Source organism: Xanthomarina sp. (assembly GCF_035306705.1).
In the GTDB taxonomy this organism is placed as follows: Bacteria; Bacteroidota; Bacteroidia; order Flavobacteriales; family Flavobacteriaceae; genus Xanthomarina.
Genome location: NZ_DATGNO010000057.1, coordinates 44,440 through 59,919, shown reverse-complemented (window position 1 = coordinate 59,919; position 15,480 = coordinate 44,440). Strand labels below are relative to the sequence as shown.

Below are 15,480 nucleotides of genomic sequence, written 5' to 3'. Positions count from 1 at the left end.
ATTTATATGAAGCAATTATTGAATATCAAAAAAGAGAACGACGGTTTGGGAAAACAAGTGAACAAATTAACTAATAAAGTACTATTGAAAACATACTTACTATTCATTTTTACATTGCTATTTGTTGTAAATAATCAAGCGCTACAAGCGCAAGAAACGAATCCACAAAATGGCGAGAAATATATTATTGGTGGTATTGCAGTAGTAGGAGAAACCAGTTTTAGCGAACAAACCATTATCACATATTCTGGATTAAGAGCTGGAGAAGAGGTAATTATTCCTGGAGACAAAATTAGTACGGCCATAAAAAAACTATGGAATTCGAACTTATTCAACAATATTGAAATTTATGTTAATCGCATTGAAGGCAACCTAGTTTATCTAGAAATTAGACTGGAAGATTTACCAGAGCTTAACGAGGTTAAAATCAATGGGGTTAAAAAGAATAAGAAAGAAAAACTCATTACCGAAAACTCTTTAAACAAAGGTGTTAAGGTAACCGAGAACCTACTTACTACTACAAAAAACTACTTGGTAAATAAATACAAAAAAGAAGGGTTCTACAATACCAAGGTTCATATTAATACCATAGAAATTGAAGATACCATTCAAACCTCTAAAACGGTTATGAACATGGTAGTCAATATTGATAAAGGCAAAAAGGTAAAAGTAAAAGACATAAATTTTTCTGGAAATAGCATTATAAAAGATAGCAAACTTAAAAAGGCTATGAAAAACACCAAGCAGAAAAACATTACCCACATCCTTAAGCGTTCAAAGTACATAAGTGCCGATTTTAAAGAAGACCTTAACAGTATTGTAAATAAGTACAAAGAAATTGGATATAGAGATGCACGTATTCTTTCCGATAGTTTAGTCGTATTGGACGAAAAAAATGTAGCCTTATATATCGACTTAGAAGAGGGCGAGTTATATACATTTGGGAAAGTTAGTTTTATTGGGAACACTGTTTATTCCGATCAAGTTCTAAGACGAACTTTAAGAATAAATCCTGGAGACACCTATAATGGCGTTCTACTTGAAAAAAGAATTGCAGACACAGAAAACCCTGATGCCATAGATATAACCAACCTATACCAAAACAACGGATATTTATTTTCTACAATAAACCCTGTAGAAGTAAGTGCTGAAGGAAATATTATCGATTTAGAAATTAGAATTTCTGAAGGGAAACCTGTTTATTTTACAGATATCTCAGTGGTTGGAAACGATGTAACTAACGATCACGTTATTTACAGAGAATTATTTACCCGTCCTGGACAGTTGTACAATAAATCTAACGTTATTAGAACCATTAGAGAGTTAAGTCAGTTAGGATTTTTTGATGCGGCCCAAATAGCAACTAACTTCAACAATCCAAACCCTAACGAAGGTACTATAGATTTGGAATATGTAGTAGTAGAAACGGGATCTAGCCAAATAGAACTACAAGGTGGTTATGGAGGTGGTGGATTTATTGGAACCTTAGGTCTATCGTTTAACAACTTCTCGTTAAGAAATATATTCAATCTTAAAACTTACAAACCTGTACCAAGAGGAGATGGGCAGAAATTAGCCTTGCGTTTACAAGCAAGTCAGTTTTACCAAACTTATAGTTTCTCTTTTACAGAACCATGGTTAGGAGGTCAAAAACCTGTACAGTTCTCAACGTCTCTTTCGCATACCAAACAGTTTTTATACGACTCTAGAACTGGAAAGGCAGACAAAGACAAACGCTTTAACATTACAGGTATTTCTGTTGGATTGGCTAAACGTTTAAATGTGCCAGATAACTTTTTTACCCTATCTCAAGCCTTAAGTTACCAGCATTATAACCTAAAAAACTATAACACTGGATTATTTACCTTTGGAGATGGATATTCCAATAACCTAGCATATACCATAGGATTGAGTAGAAACAGTACATTTAACGATCCTGTTTTCCCAGTTGGTGGTTCTAGTTTCAACGTGAGTGCTAAATTAACCCTACCATATTCCCTTTTTAACAATGTAGATTACCATGCATTAAAAGTAGAACGTGAAGAGTTAAGCGGTATCGTTAGCGACCCATCGTACACTAATCAAGAGCGTGTGGATGCCAACAACGGTATTGCTGCCATTGATCAAGAACGTTTTAAATGGTTAGAGTTTTATAAAATTAAATTCAAAGCAGATTGGTACGCAGAAATAGTTAAAAAATTAGTTTTAAAACCAAGTGCAGAATTTGGATTCTTAGGAGCTTACAACCAAGACAGAGGAGACATTCCATTTGAACGTTTCTTCTTAGGAGGTGATGGTTTAGGATCATATAGTTTAGACGGAAGAGAAACCATTGGCTTACGTGGTTATCCAAACCAGTCCATTCAACCAGTTGATGATAATGGAGTGCCAACAAATGATGGTGGAACCATTTACAACAAGTTCTCTTTAGAATTAAGATACCCAATTACCTTAAAGCAACAAGCAAAAATATTTGTTTTAGGTTTTATGGAAGGTGGAATTTCATTTAACAACTTTAAAGATTATAGTCCTTACGATTTAAAACGATCTGCAGGTGCTGGACTACGTGTATTTATGCCAGCCTTTGGACTATTAGGTATCGATTTAGGCTACGGATTCGACCCGGTTCCTGGTCAAACGAAGGCAAATGGATGGGAAACACACTTTATTATTGGGCAACAATTTTAATTTGGCACGGTATTTTCTTATAACAATTTGATTATTTACGTTGTGAATTAAAATTTATAAAGTTAAATTTCGTTAGTTTTGAAAATACTAATTCCAAAAATGTGCAGATAACTTTAAGAAGCTGGTGTTTTTAGAATTTTTTGACTCATAAATTATAATATATGACACAGATGAAATTAAAAGTTCTTTTCTTACTGATTATAATCTCAACAATTAGTATATCTGCTCATGCACAACGTGGTGTAAGAATAGGTTATATAGATACAGAATATATTTTACAAAATATTCCAGAATATCAAGAAGCAACAGCTCAATTGGATAATAAGGTTCAAAAATGGAAAACAGAAATTGAAACCCAACTAAGCGAGATTCAGCAAAAAAGAAAAGATCTAAGCAATGAAAAAGCGCTTTTAACCAAAGAGTTAATTGAAGAGAGAGAAGAGGATATAACTTTTGAAGAAAAAGAAATTCTCGACTATCAGCAAAAACGTTTTGGACCAAATGGGGATTTAATGATTCAAAAGAAACAATTAATTCAACCTATTCAAGACCAAATTTTTGCAGCTGTTCAAGATATGGCTGAAAAAAGAAAGTACGATTTTGTTTTTGATAAAGCAGCTGATGTGGTGATGTTGTATTCGGCAGATAGATTCGACTTTAGCGACGAAGTAATACGTAGTATTTCAAGAAGCTCAAAACGAACACAAGCACAAACAAAACAAGAACGAAAAGCAGCAGAAGCCGAAGAAAATCTTCCTGAAATAAACGAAGAGCAAGAAGCTAGAGAAAAAGCAGCAGAAGAAAAAAGAGAAGGAATTTTAAACGAACGCGAACAAAAACAACTGGACGCCCAAAAACGAAGAGACAGCATTATTCAAGAAAGACAACGTCTTAGAGATGAAAAATTAAATGCTAGAAATGTTCAAAATGAAGAAACAACGGTTACCGAAGATGGTGAAGAAGTAAAAGAAGGTGCCGAACCTGTAGAGCAGAAGTCCAGAGAAGAAATTTTAGAAGAACGCAGACAGCAAAAACTAAAAGACAGAGAAGACAGACAGAAAGAATTGGATGCTAGACGACAACAAATTCTTGACGACAGACAAAAAGCACAAGAAGAAAGAGAAAAACAAACACAAGAAAATAAAAATACCGATGGCACACCGCCTGAAGACACCAATAACAATTAAATAAATTATAACACTTATTAATACTATTTAGAAATGAAACATTTTAAAACCTTTTTATTTGCAGCCGCCTTATTTATTGGAGCAACAAGTTTTACACAAGCTCAAAGTAAAGTCGCTCATATTAATACCCAAGATTTAATAAAATCAATGCCTGAGATGAATACAGCTCAAGCAGAAATGGATAAACTAGGTAAAACTTATGAAGCAGATATTCAGTCTATGGTTACAGAATATCAAAACAAAATGAAACAATACGAAGCAGAATCTGGAACAAAAACAGACGAAGAAAACCAAAAACGTATTGTTGAAGTGCAAACTATGCAACAAAACATCCAACAGTACCAAGGCCAAGCACAACAAGAAATGCAGAAAAAAGAAATTGATTTATTAAAACCAATTACTGAAAAAGCAAAAGCTGCCATTTTAAAAGTTGCTAGAGCTCAAAGTTTCGATTACGTTTTAGATTCTACCCAAGGTGGAGGCGTAATTATGGCTGACGGTAAAAACTTAATTGATGATGTTAAAAAAGAATTAGGTATCTAATTTATTTTTAAAAAGATATCATAAAAGCCACTTAAATTAAGTGGCTTTTTTTATTTTTGAACTTATGAGCACGCAAGCTATTGGTATTTTCGATTCTGGTGTTGGTGGCACTTCCATTTGGAAGGAGCTAAATCTGCTATTACCACATGAGAACACCATATATCTAGCAGATAGCAAACATGCTCCCTACGGCGAAAAAACGAAAGAAGAGATTATTACTCTTAGTAAAAAGAACATCGATTTACTTTTAAGTAAAGGCTGTAAACTAATTGTAGTTGCATGTAATACCGCCACTACCAATGCCATTAAGGTTTTAAGGGATACTTACTCTGTTCCCATTATAGGCATTGAACCAGCCATTAAACCGGCTGCACTTCAAACTAAAACCAAAACCATAGGAATCTTGGCCACTAAGGGAACTCTTTCTAGCGAATTGTTCCATAGAACCACAGATTTGTTTACCAGTCATATAAAGGTCATCGAACAAGTAGGTGTAGGCCTTGTAAGTTTAATAGAATCTGGAGAAATTAATTCGGAGGAAATGAAAGCCCTTTTAAAAATCTATTTAAAGCCCATGGTAGACGCCAATATAGATTATCTGGTGCTGGGCTGCACACATTATCCATACCTTATTCCACAACTACTGGAACTGCTGCCTAAGCATATAAAAATTATCGATTCTGGAAAAGCTGTAGCAGTACAAACCAAAGCTGTTTTAGAGCAGCACCATTTATTAAACCCAAGTTTAAAAAAGCCGAAACTTCAATTTTATTCTAACGGCTCACTAGAGGTGTTGATATCTCTTATAGGCGAAACATATCACGTAGAATATTTAAATTTTTAGCTGTCTAATTTCTTTTAAATTTGAAGTCGACTTTCATAAAATCTCCATCAATGGTTCCTTCAATCCACGCATGAATGACATCTTTTTCAGGATTTGAATACGAGATCCTTGTTGGGAAATCATGTTCTGGATTTTCAAAAGTGAAGACATCTTTTTGCAAGGGCAACATTTTAAAAACTACTGGCTCCTCATTCTTTTCATTATACGCAACAACTGTCAAAAATACGTTGTCTTTATTTTGTTCGAGGGTCAAGTGTTCAGCAAAAACAGTGTCATTTTCAACTAAGATAAAACTATGCGAAAACAAGGTGCTATCGTTTATTTTTGTCCAATTCTCATAAGATTGTTTTTGATTGGTTAAATGCGACCAATTACCAATAAGCCATTGGAGTTTTTCAATTTTATCATAGCCTTTAATTGTTACTTCAACAGGCTGCCGTTCATTTTTGCACGCAACTATACCCACAAAAATACATGTTATAAAAAATAATTTTTTCATCTAATCTTCTTTAAACCAACTGGAATATTTAACATAGTTTTCGGCAATTCTATGAATTTCGCCAGAAATCAATTCTTTACTAATATCTTTCACCTTTTTGGCTGGAACACCCGCATAAATACTCCCAGCTTCTACCCTAGTGTTTTGAGTAACTACAGCTCCTGCTGCTATAATACTATTGCTTTCTACCACACAATTATCCATAACAATACTTCCCATACCAATTAACACATTATCGTGCAAGGTGCAACCATGAACAATGGCGTTGTGCCCAATAGATACGTTGTTACCAATATTTGTAGGGTGTTTTTGATAGGTAGCGTGAATTACCGCTCCGTCTTGGACATTTACCTTATTCCCCATTTTTATATAGTGTACATCGCCTCTAATAACGGCATTAAACCAGACGCTACAATCATTTCCCATAGTAACATCTCCAACTATAGTTGCATTTTCGGCAATATAGCAAGTGTCTGGAATTTGAGGAGACTTTCCGTTTACGGGTTTTATTATTGGCATGAAGACTTGGTATTAAATATTAAGGTGTACAAGATAAAAAAGTCGCTCTTATTTATAGTTGAAAATATAGAAAGATACTTGTAAAAAAAAAGCCCTGAAAATTTCAAGGCTCTAATGCTTTTAGTTAACTGCAGGACAGTTACAGTGGTAACGTTCTTTTTTACAACCAAATTTATAACCTAGTGTTAATTGATGGAATCCACTATTATTATAAACTACAGAGTTTGCTTGGTACGAATACGTATAAGCAAACATAAATTGTTCATAATCTATACCAAGAATTGGAGTGATATATTGTAGTTTTTGACTAGAAACTCCTGAACCATCCTGAAACTCGGCACCATCCAAACTTCTTCTGTATGAAAGTCCGCCCCAAAGTTTCCCAAATTCAAAATCTTTGTAAGCTTTAGCATTTACATCTATAGAAGATTCCTTTGTACCATCTTTATACATAAACATTAAAGAAGGTTCAAAACTCCATTCACTGTCATATTTCTGGAACACATTACCAGCACTAAGTAAAAACTGTCTTGGATTATCGTAAGCAAAAAGCCCATTTTCATTGGCGTTTACCCCATCATTTTTAAGCATATTCTTTACAGTAGCATGTGCGTAAAAGTTAAATAAGAAATACGAAAATCCGAAATCAATATTAAAATTAGTAGCACTTTGTTCTATCCCAGCAATAATAGGATCGAAAGGCTCATTTATAAAAGCTGTTTCATCCAACTTATATTGTAAGGCTCCAATACTTAATCCAAAAGAAAGCATGTTTAAATCAACTTCTGATCTAGAAAACATAAGATGGTGAGCATACGTTAAATACACGCCGTTTTGTGAGTGATATCCATTTTTATCAGAATAGAAAATAGCTCCAATTCCAGAATTAGACTCGCCTATTCTTCCATTGACACTCATAGTTAAAAGTCTGGGAGCATTATCGTCTCCAAACCATTGTTGACGACCAGTAACTCTAATTTTCGCACAATTGGCTGCACCAGCCATGGAAGGATGTATCAGGTAGTAGTTATCGGTTAAGTAATCGGAGTATACAGGCATACCCTCTTGAGATATGGCAGTTTGCGCTAGAAAAAGCACAAAAGCTAACATATAAAACCTTTTTAATATCATAATTTTAGTTTTCAGGGACTCTGTTCAAGTGTTTCTAAAATGCTATTAATAAAACTAAATTTTTAACAAAAAATTATAAACAGAAACCAAATATATAAAAATTACTTTTTATCAGACTCACAATAAAGTTAAAGGTTTACAGTATTTTGAGAATGTGTGACAAAAACAAGCTATTAAAAGCTAAAAAGCCAAATATATGGATATCTAAAATTATCTTTTGTATTTTTGTTAAAAATTTTTATCTTATGACTACTTTTCAAGTTTCTATTAAAGAAACCACCAATAATAGCATTATAAAATTCGAGATAAATCAGTTTGTTACCCAACATCAAAGTTTCGAATTTAGCAATATAGACGAAGCCAAGGCATCCCCATTGGCTCAACAATTATTCTATCTACCTTTTGTCAAAAAAGTATATATTTCAGGCAATTTTATTGCTATTGAAAGGTATAATATTGTAGAATGGAAAGATGTCCAAGATGAAGTTGCCGAACAAATAAAAACTTACTTGAACAATGGAGGCGTTGTGATTGAAGAAACAGTTACACCCAAAAAAGTTCCAGTAACAGTTTATGCAGAAAGTACGCCAAACCCATCGGCTATGAAATTTATTGCCAATAAAATATTAGTTACAACTTCGTACGAGTTTACTTCTATAGATGAAGCCAAAATGTCGCCCTTAGCCTCTGAATTATTTCATTTCCCATTTGTAAAAAACATCTATTTTGATGAGAATTTCGTTTCCATAACAAAATACGAAGTAGCAGATTGGAACGATATTACTATGGAACTTCGTGAATTTATTAGAAGTTATATCGAACAAGGCAAAGAGGTTATGGTAGCCAATGCACCCAAAGTATTGGACAAAACCAATGAGCAATTGGATGAGAATTTTGATAAATTGGACGATATTTCAAAAGAAATCATCAATATTCTTGAAGAATATGTAAAACCTGCTGTTGCTAGCGACGGTGGAAACATCCAGTTCACTTCTTACGATCCAGAAAGCCAAATAGTTGAAGTGGTTTTACAAGGTGCTTGCAGTGGATGCCCTTCGTCCACATATACCTTAAAAAATGGAATAGAAAACATGTTAAAAGAAATGCTCCCAGGTAAAGTTAACAGTGTAATTGCCATAAACGGCTAATTATTTCTTAACTTTAAGACTCGCGAAAGTTTCACTTAAAAAATACAAAATTATGCCAGTATTAAAAGTTATTGAAGTTTTATCCAGTTCGAAAGATAGTTGGGAAGATGCTACAAAGAAAGCAGTAAAAGAAGCCTCTAAAACAGTTAAGAACATTAAATCTGTATATATTAAAGAACAAAGCGCCGTAGTAAGTGGCGATAATGTAACAGAGTTTCGAGTAAATGTGAAACTTACTTTCGAAGTAAAGTAAGTTCTGTAAAAACTTAAAAAAAGCGTTCCTTGTTGAACGCTTTTTTTGTTGTTATAATTCTTAACTTTGATACATGAAATACGTTCCCTTACTAGTAATCAGCATTTTAATAAGCTGCCAAGGACAAACAAAAGACTCCATGAAACACGCATATACAAACAATCTAATTCACGAAACCAGTCCATATCTTTTACAGCATGCCCATAATCCAGTAGACTGGAATCCATGGAACGACACAGTTTTAGCACAAGCCAAAAAAGAAAATAAACTCATATTAATAAGTGTGGGTTATGCAGCTTGTCATTGGTGTCACGTTATGGAACACGAAAGCTTTGAAGATACTGAGGTAGCTCAATTAATGAATTCGAAATTTATAAACATAAAAGTTGATAGAGAAGAGCGTCCAGACATAGACCAGGTATATATGAATGCTGTACAACTTATGACAGGAAGTGGTGGCTGGCCCATGAACGTAGTGGCTCTTCCTGACGGCCGACCAGTTTGGGGCGGAACCTATTTTAGAAAAGAACAATGGATGAGTGCCCTGGAGCAAATTTCCGATTTATACAAAAGAAGCCCAGAAAAACTTTACGAGTATGCCGATAAATTAGAAAAAGGCATCAAAGCCATGGATGTGGTTACCTTAAATAAGGAGGAAGCAGAATTCAACATAGAATATATAGACGCCACCGTAAAAAAATGGGAAGTACATTTCGATCATCAATTTGGAGGTTTAAAACGTGCTCCTAAATTTATGATGCCTAACAACTATCATTTTTTATTACGCTATGCGTATCAAAATAATGATAAGGAACTCCAAAATTTTGTAAACCTTACATTAACACAAATGGCTTATGGAGGACTTTACGATCAAGTTGGAGGCGGTTTTTCTAGATATTCTACAGATGTGAATTGGCACATTCCTCATTTTGAAAAAATGTTATATGACAATGCCCAATTAGTAAGTTTGTATTCAGATGCTTATTTAATTACAAAAAATCCATTATATAGAGACATTGTTTACGAAACCTTAGCCTTTGTAGAACGTGAATTAACCGCCGGAAATGGTGCTTTTTACTCATCCTTAGATGCCGATAGCACTACTCCGGAAGGTCGCTTGGAAGAAGGCGCTTTTTATGTTTGGGAAAAGGAAGAGCTGCAACACTTGTTAGGTTCCGATTTTGAAATGTTTTCAGACTATTATAACGTGAACGATTATGGTTTCTGGGAAAACAAACATTATGTTTTAATTAGAAAAGATAGTGATAAAGAGATAGTGATGAAATACAATCTTTCGCTTGAAGTTTTAACTAAAAAGAAAGCTGAATGGAAACAACTTCTTTTAAAAACCCGTGAAAAAAAATCCAGACCAAGGTTGGACGACAAAACCTTGACCTCTTGGAATGCCTTGATGATTAAAGGCTATGTAGATGCTTATCGTGTTTTTGGTGAAGAACGCTTTTTAAAAACAGCTGAAAAAAATGCCAATTTCATATTAAATAACCAATTGCGGGAAGATGGTGGTTTAAACCATAATTACAAAAACAACACAAGCACTATTAACGGCTATCTAGAAGACTACGCAGCAACTATAGATGCTTACTTAGCACTTTATGAAAACACCTTAAACGACAAATGGTTGCTAACAGCTAGAGATTTAAGCAATTATGTATTCGATTATTTTTACGAAAAAGCCAATAGCATGTTTTATTTTACCTCCAATCAAGATGCGCTTTTGGTAAGCCGAAATACGGAATACAGAGACAATGTTATTCCCGCGAGCAACTCGATGATGGCGAAAAACTTGTTTAAACTCTCGCGTTATTTTGATAATAATTATTACTCCAAAACGGCAATTAGCATGTTAAATAATGTAAAACCAGAGATGCAGGAATATGGCTCCAATTATTCCAACTGGTTCGATTTAATGTTAAATTATACGCAGCCATTTTACGAAGTAGTTATTGCGGGACCTGAAGCTCATGGAAAAATAAAGAATTTAAATCTGGAATATATACCTAACAAAATAGTTGCTGGAACTACTCAAGAAAGTTCCTTACCCTTATTGGAAAATAGATTTTCAAGAAACGAAACATTTATTTATGTTTGTGTAAATCAAGCGTGTAAACTTCCGGTCAAAGAAGTTTCTGAAGCTATAAAGCAATTAAAAAACTAATACAAATGAGTCTGATTTCTATTTTTTTAATCTGTTTTGTTGCCTTGGAACATCTCTATTTTTTAGTTTTAGAAATGTTTTTATGGACTAGCCCAAAAGTAATTAGAACTTTTGGACTAAAATCTAAAACATTTGCTCAAGAAACTAGGGTTTTAGCGGCTAACCAAGGATTATACAATGGATTTTTAGCAGCAGGGTTAGTATTTGCATTGGCAAACAATGATATAAAAACCCTTCTCTTCTTTTTGATTTGCATTATAGTAGCCGGAGTTTTTGGAACAATAACCACTAAAAAACCCAAATTATTTCTATTGCAATCCGTACCAGCAATTTTTGCTATAATTTCGATATACTATTATTAAATATAATTACTTGTTTTTAATTGAAAACCAGAATTTAATCTATTTTTTTTAACTTTACAATCTAATTTAAAACACACATATGGACATTGAACATTGGACAGAGAAAGGCATTGAGTTTATAACCGCATACGGCTTAAAGCTTATAGGAGCTATTCTTATATGGCTTATTGGATCGTGGATTATCAAAAAACTAATAAACGCTACCAAAACAGTCATGGATAAGAGAGGTTTGGAGGTAAGTCTTCAAAAATTCTTAACAAATCTGTTGGGTTGGATTTTAAAAATTCTTTTAGTACTAACTATATTATCTCAAATTGGAATTGAGACCACTTCTTTTGCTGCTATTTTAGCTGCCGCAGGTTTGGCTGTAGGCTTGGCACTTCAAGGCTCTTTAGCAAATTTTGCTGGAGGGATTTTAATCATGGTTTTTAAACCTTTTAAAATTGGCGACTTTATTACCGCCCAAGGAGAATCTGGAACTGTAAAAGAGATTGAGATATTTACCACCAAATTAACTACTCCAGATAATAAAGAAGTTATTATTCCTAATGGAAGTTTATCTAACGGGAATATTACAAACTTCAGTACTGAAGATACCAGGCGTGTAGACTTTACTTTTGGAGTGGGATACAACTCGGACATCAAAAAAACAAAAGAGGTTATTTTAAGTGTCATTATGTCTAACCCTTCCATTTTACAAGAACCCGCGCCATCGGTAAATCTTTCGGGATTAGGAGATAGCTCTATAAACTTCTTAACAAGAGTTTGGGTGAAAAAAGAAGATTATTGGGCCGTAAACTTTGATACCATTGAACGCACCAAAGAAGCACTTGATGCCGCAGGAATAGACATTCCTTATCCACATCAAGTTCAAATACAAAAAGAAGGTTAATTATTTGGCTTTAGGCTTTAAAGCAATAAAATCTTTTAAATAATAAGGTTCAAAATAAGCGACATCTTCGATGTCGTTTTTTTTGTACTTAGCGTAAGCTATTTGGCCCATCTCATTTGCAGAAGGCAACTTATCTTCAATAAAATATGCGTTTACATGTTGGATGAGTGCTTTTGTTTTTTCAACACCGCTTCCAATAAAATACACTGGACCATTTTTCAAATAATCAGCAAAAGAATCTACTTCCAAAATTTCGGCTTCTACTGGTCTAATAAGGTTATAAGTTTCATCAAAAACAGCCGAATAAACCTCCATGCGTCTAGCATCCAGCATGGAAACTATTACCCCTTTTTCAATAGTAAATTGATGTGCTAAAGCTTCTAAAGTAGAAACTGCTATTAAAGGTTTGTCTAAAGCAAAACAAAGCCCTTTTGCTGCCGAAACACCTATTCTTAATCCTGTATAAGATCCTGGGCCTTTACTAACTGCAATGGCATCTAATTGGTTTGCTGTTAAATTATTTTCAGCTAAAAGTCTTTCCATATAGACGTGCAAACGCTCGGCATGGGAAAACTCCTTGCTATTATCTTCTAAAAGCGCAAAAGTCTCTCCTTGTTTAGAAAGAGAGACCGAGCAATTTGTTGTAGATGTTTCTATGTTTAATATAATAGCCACGATAACTAATCTGTTAAAGGTTTACCAAGGTAGAAATCAAGGACTTTGGTTGTGAAAACAAAATTATATTTCGCATTTATTAGATTGGCTTCTGCATTGACAAATCTATTTCTAACTTGTTCAAATTCAAAGGAATTCATAACTCCGGAATTATAGCTTTCTTGAGCGTTTTTAAACGATTCTTCCTGTGCTTCTAATGAAACGCGTGAAGACTCAAATTGTTTAAAAGCCGCTCTTGCATCCACATAAGCTTGTTCGATGGTTGAACGTAAATCTTGTTTCGCTTGGTCCAAAGAATAAGCAATCTGCTCATTATTAATCTTAGCTTTATTAACACTTACTTTTGTTTGCATCCTATTAAAAATTGGGATATCAAGTCTAAAACCTAGATTATACCCTAAATTATCTTCAAGTTGTTGTCCAAAACCATTTGGAACTATTTCAAAATTTGCAGGATCTGAAGGGTCTGGAAAAACAACTCTTAAATCTTCTTGCCCTTGAAAATGTTGATATGATGTTCCTAAACCAGCACCAAAACTCAAGGTAGGATAATAAGCACTTTTAGCTATATCAATGGCCAATTCAGAATTTTGTATGTCTAGTTCTGCTTTTTTTATTTCAGGTCTATTTTGAAGGGCATAGTCATAAATATCATTTGAATTTTTATGCTCCATTAAAACTTCCGGAAGTGTTAATTCTATTTCTTCAACATCAAAACCGTCATTTGATATTTGTAAAAGTTGCGCCAATGCCAATTTTGCAAGATCTAAACTATTTTCAACATTGGTCAGTTTTTCATTATCGCTAGCTAATTGGGCATTAACATCAAGTAAATCTGCTCGAGGTCTTACTCCTGAATCTACCAATTCTGTTACTTGAGTAACTTGTTTCTCTGTAATTTCTACTTGCTCTTGAGCTACTTTTAAATTTTCCTTATTAAGTAATATGTTTAAATACTGATTAACAACATTAACCGAAATATTATCTTTTAAAATATTTAAGTTTAAGATACTAGACTCGATTCCAAGCTGAGCCTGTTTGTAAATACTTGTATTACGGAAACCATTGAATAATATGACCCCAGTGTTTAAGCCAAAACTATTTCCTCTAGAATCTCTACTAACCCGATTACCATCTTGCCCAATAAACGACCCAAAGTTCCAATTTTGTGAGGCGCTACCACTTAAATCAGGCAGGAAATTACCTTTAGCAGATATTAAATCTTGATCTGCAGTTTTAGTGTCCAATTCAGTTTGCTTTATGGAAATATTGTTTTCCAGCGCATAATTAACACATTCTTCCAGAGACCATTTTTTATCTTGGGCAAATGCAGATATACCTATAAAAACGGTTAGAAATGCGGTTGTTATTATGTTTTTATTAATCTTCATCGTTATTGTCTTTAGATGCTTTGTTCCACACTTTTATTTTGTCTCCTTCTTTTACACCGTCTAAAATTTCAACATTAATACCATCTGAAATTCCCAATTCCACATATTTCTCTTCAAATTTATTGTTGCTAGTTAAAACTTCAACATACGGTTTTTCGGTAATTCTATTAAACTGAAGTAAGGCTTCTTTAATAACTAAAACACTGTCTTTGCTTTCCATGTCAATTTCAGCATTAGCACTATAACCTGCTCTAATTCTTGTGGAAGGTGTAACTTCAACATCGGCTTTAATGGTAAATTGAACGGCACCATTTTCTTCTTTCCCTTTTGGGGCAACAAAGGTCAATTTTGCAGGAAATTCTTGTTCATTTAAAGCTCCAAGTATTACCTTAATTTGTCTGCCTTCTTCTATTTTGCCTACTTCAGCTTCGTCCACTTTTCCTTCAAAAATCATTTTACTCATGTCGGCAATGGTAGCCACGGTTGTTCCAGCATTAAAACTATTGGATTCGATAACCTGATCTCCTTCACGTACCGGAATCTCCAAAACTGTTCCAGAAATTTGTGCTATAATATTTGTGTTTGCAGAACCTCCACCAGAAAGAGATCCTTGTCTGATAATTTGATAATCGTTTTGAGATTGGATTAACGATTCTTTAGCTTGATTGAAAGATAGCTCACTATTTTCAAAATCTTGTTTAGAGATTACTCCTTTTTCAAAAAGGCCTTTATTTCTATCGTATAAAATTTGCGCATTGTCTAAAGCTAAACGAGCTGTACGTGTTCTACTGTTAGCACTTGCTAGGTTTTGCTCGTTTGGTACCACTCGAATTTTAGCTATTAAGTCGCCTTTTTTAACAACATCGCCTTCTTCTACCATGATTTTATCGATAATTCCTGCAATTTGAGGTTTTAGTTCAATTTCCTCTTCAGGGTTAAGCTTTCCTGTTGCCACAACTTTGGTGTTTATAGACGAGTAAAAAGGCTCTTCTAATTTAAAGTCCTCAATAGCTTTTGAATTTGAATCTTTAAAATATTTGATGACCCATACAAACAGCACAAGTAATACAATTCCAATTATGATTTTTAGCGTTTTATTCATTTTTAATTCTTTTTATAATTCTTGCTTGGTTTTATACTCATCGTTAAACCATGTTTTAAAGATGATATAT

General features: G+C 33.8%; 15 protein-coding genes and 1 pseudogene. 10 read left to right on the top strand and 6 right to left on the bottom strand.

What is annotated here, in order from left to right; all coding sequences use genetic code 11:
- From VKY47_RS05015 to murI, 5 genes and pseudogenes are all read left to right on the top strand, one after another.
- Positions 1–74, top strand: a pseudogene (locus VKY47_RS05015) (isoprenyl transferase); the annotation flags it as partial.
- The gene (locus tag VKY47_RS05010; protein ID WP_324310882.1) at positions 46–2,688 is read left to right on the top strand and encodes a BamA/OMP85 family outer membrane protein; all 2,643 of its coding nucleotides are present in this window, start codon (positions 46–48) and stop codon (positions 2,686–2,688) included. The pseudogene VKY47_RS05015 and the gene VKY47_RS05010, both read left to right, overlap by 29 nt.
- Before the next feature lie 161 nt (positions 2,689–2,849).
- Positions 2,850–3,875, top strand: coding sequence for an OmpH/Skp family outer membrane protein (locus VKY47_RS05005; protein ID WP_324310880.1), 1,026 nt, complete (start codon positions 2,850–2,852; stop codon positions 3,873–3,875).
- Between the two features lie 33 nt (positions 3,876–3,908).
- Positions 3,909–4,418 (top strand): OmpH/Skp family outer membrane protein, encoded by a 510-nt coding sequence (locus VKY47_RS05000; protein WP_324310879.1) that lies wholly within the window; start codon positions 3,909–3,911, stop codon positions 4,416–4,418.
- Between the two features lie 64 nt (positions 4,419–4,482).
- The gene (murI, locus tag VKY47_RS04995; protein ID WP_324310877.1) at positions 4,483–5,262 is read left to right on the top strand and encodes a glutamate racemase; all 780 of its coding nucleotides are present in this window, start codon (positions 4,483–4,485) and stop codon (positions 5,260–5,262) included.
- A 4-nt stretch (positions 5,263–5,266) separates the two neighbouring features.
- Here the strand turns inward: murI and VKY47_RS04990 are convergent, their stop codons facing one another.
- The 3 genes from VKY47_RS04990 to VKY47_RS04980 form a co-directional block, all read right to left on the bottom strand.
- Positions 5,267–5,761, bottom strand: coding sequence for a DUF6265 family protein (locus VKY47_RS04990; protein WP_324310876.1), 495 nt, complete (start codon positions 5,759–5,761; stop codon positions 5,267–5,269).
- Positions 5,762–6,280, bottom strand: a complete 519-nt coding sequence (locus tag VKY47_RS04985) for a gamma carbonic anhydrase family protein (protein WP_324310874.1) — start codon at positions 6,278–6,280, stop codon at positions 5,762–5,764. It abuts the gene before it with no gap.
- Between the two features lie 120 nt (positions 6,281–6,400).
- Positions 6,401–7,411, bottom strand: coding sequence for a PorP/SprF family type IX secretion system membrane protein (locus VKY47_RS04980; RefSeq protein WP_324310872.1), 1,011 nt, complete (start codon positions 7,409–7,411; stop codon positions 6,401–6,403).
- 245 nt (positions 7,412–7,656) lie between these two features.
- Between VKY47_RS04980 and VKY47_RS04975 the strand changes: the two genes are divergently transcribed.
- From VKY47_RS04975 to VKY47_RS04955, 5 genes are all read left to right on the top strand, one after another.
- Positions 7,657–8,559, top strand: coding sequence for a NifU family protein (locus tag VKY47_RS04975; protein WP_324310870.1), 903 nt, complete (start codon positions 7,657–7,659; stop codon positions 8,557–8,559).
- A gap of 52 nt (positions 8,560–8,611) precedes the next feature.
- Positions 8,612–8,812, top strand: a complete 201-nt coding sequence (locus VKY47_RS04970; protein WP_324310868.1) for a dodecin family protein — start codon at positions 8,612–8,614, stop codon at positions 8,810–8,812.
- A gap of 139 nt (positions 8,813–8,951) precedes the next feature.
- Positions 8,952–10,988, top strand: a complete 2,037-nt coding sequence (locus tag VKY47_RS04965; RefSeq protein ID WP_324310881.1) for a thioredoxin domain-containing protein — start codon at positions 8,952–8,954, stop codon at positions 10,986–10,988.
- 5 nt (positions 10,989–10,993) lie between these two features.
- Positions 10,994–11,350: a DUF1304 domain-containing protein gene (locus VKY47_RS04960; protein ID WP_324310866.1), complete on the top strand. Its 357-nt coding sequence runs from the start codon at positions 10,994–10,996 to the stop codon at positions 11,348–11,350.
- 79 nt (positions 11,351–11,429) lie between these two features.
- Positions 11,430–12,242: a mechanosensitive ion channel family protein gene (locus VKY47_RS04955; RefSeq protein WP_324310864.1), complete on the top strand. Its 813-nt coding sequence runs from the start codon at positions 11,430–11,432 to the stop codon at positions 12,240–12,242.
- Here VKY47_RS04955 and tsaB read toward each other — a convergent pair whose 3' ends face one another.
- The 3 genes from tsaB to VKY47_RS04940 are packed head-to-tail and all read right to left on the bottom strand — an operon-like array spanning position 12,243 to position 15,410.
- Positions 12,243–12,917 carry a tRNA (adenosine(37)-N6)-threonylcarbamoyltransferase complex dimerization subunit type 1 TsaB gene (gene tsaB / locus VKY47_RS04950; protein WP_324310862.1) on the bottom strand — a complete coding sequence of 225 codons (675 nt, stop codon included), beginning with the start codon at positions 12,915–12,917 and terminating at the stop codon, positions 12,243–12,245.
- A 5-nt stretch (positions 12,918–12,922) separates the two neighbouring features.
- Positions 12,923–14,308 carry a TolC family protein gene (locus tag VKY47_RS04945; protein ID WP_324310861.1) on the bottom strand — a complete coding sequence of 462 codons (1,386 nt, stop codon included), beginning with the start codon at positions 14,306–14,308 and terminating at the stop codon, positions 12,923–12,925.
- Positions 14,298–15,410: an efflux RND transporter periplasmic adaptor subunit gene (locus tag VKY47_RS04940; protein ID WP_324310859.1), complete on the bottom strand. Its 1,113-nt coding sequence runs from the start codon at positions 15,408–15,410 to the stop codon at positions 14,298–14,300. The genes VKY47_RS04945 and VKY47_RS04940 overlap by 11 nt, the downstream gene beginning before the upstream one ends.
- Positions 15,411–15,480: the final 70 nt, after the last annotated feature.

Excerpts from the sequence above, each read along its gene's own strand:
- VKY47_RS05005 (WP_324310880.1), top strand. The coding sequence starts at position 2,850 with ATGACACAGATGAAATTAAAAGTTCTTTTCTTACTGATTATAATCTCA.
- VKY47_RS05000 (WP_324310879.1), top strand. The coding sequence starts at position 3,909 with ATGAAACATTTTAAAACCTTTTTATTTGCAGCCGCCTTATTTATTGGA.
- murI (WP_324310877.1), top strand. The coding sequence starts at position 4,483 with ATGAGCACGCAAGCTATTGGTATTTTCGATTCTGGTGTTGGTGGCACT.
- VKY47_RS04990 (WP_324310876.1), bottom strand. The coding sequence starts at position 5,761 with ATGAAAAAATTATTTTTTATAACATGTATTTTTGTGGGTATAGTTGCG.
- VKY47_RS04985 (WP_324310874.1), bottom strand. The coding sequence starts at position 6,280 with ATGCCAATAATAAAACCCGTAAACGGAAAGTCTCCTCAAATTCCAGAC.
- VKY47_RS04980 (WP_324310872.1), bottom strand. The coding sequence starts at position 7,411 with ATGATATTAAAAAGGTTTTATATGTTAGCTTTTGTGCTTTTTCTAGCG.
- VKY47_RS04975 (WP_324310870.1), top strand. The coding sequence starts at position 7,657 with ATGACTACTTTTCAAGTTTCTATTAAAGAAACCACCAATAATAGCATT.
- VKY47_RS04970 (WP_324310868.1), top strand. The coding sequence starts at position 8,612 with ATGCCAGTATTAAAAGTTATTGAAGTTTTATCCAGTTCGAAAGATAGT.
- VKY47_RS04965 (WP_324310881.1), top strand. The coding sequence starts at position 8,952 with ATGAAACACGCATATACAAACAATCTAATTCACGAAACCAGTCCATAT.
- VKY47_RS04960 (WP_324310866.1), top strand. The coding sequence starts at position 10,994 with ATGAGTCTGATTTCTATTTTTTTAATCTGTTTTGTTGCCTTGGAACAT.
- VKY47_RS04955 (WP_324310864.1), top strand. The coding sequence starts at position 11,430 with ATGGACATTGAACATTGGACAGAGAAAGGCATTGAGTTTATAACCGCA.
- VKY47_RS04945 (WP_324310861.1), bottom strand. The coding sequence starts at position 14,308 with ATGAAGATTAATAAAAACATAATAACAACCGCATTTCTAACCGTTTTT.
- VKY47_RS04940 (WP_324310859.1), bottom strand. The coding sequence starts at position 15,410 with ATGAATAAAACGCTAAAAATCATAATTGGAATTGTATTACTTGTGCTG.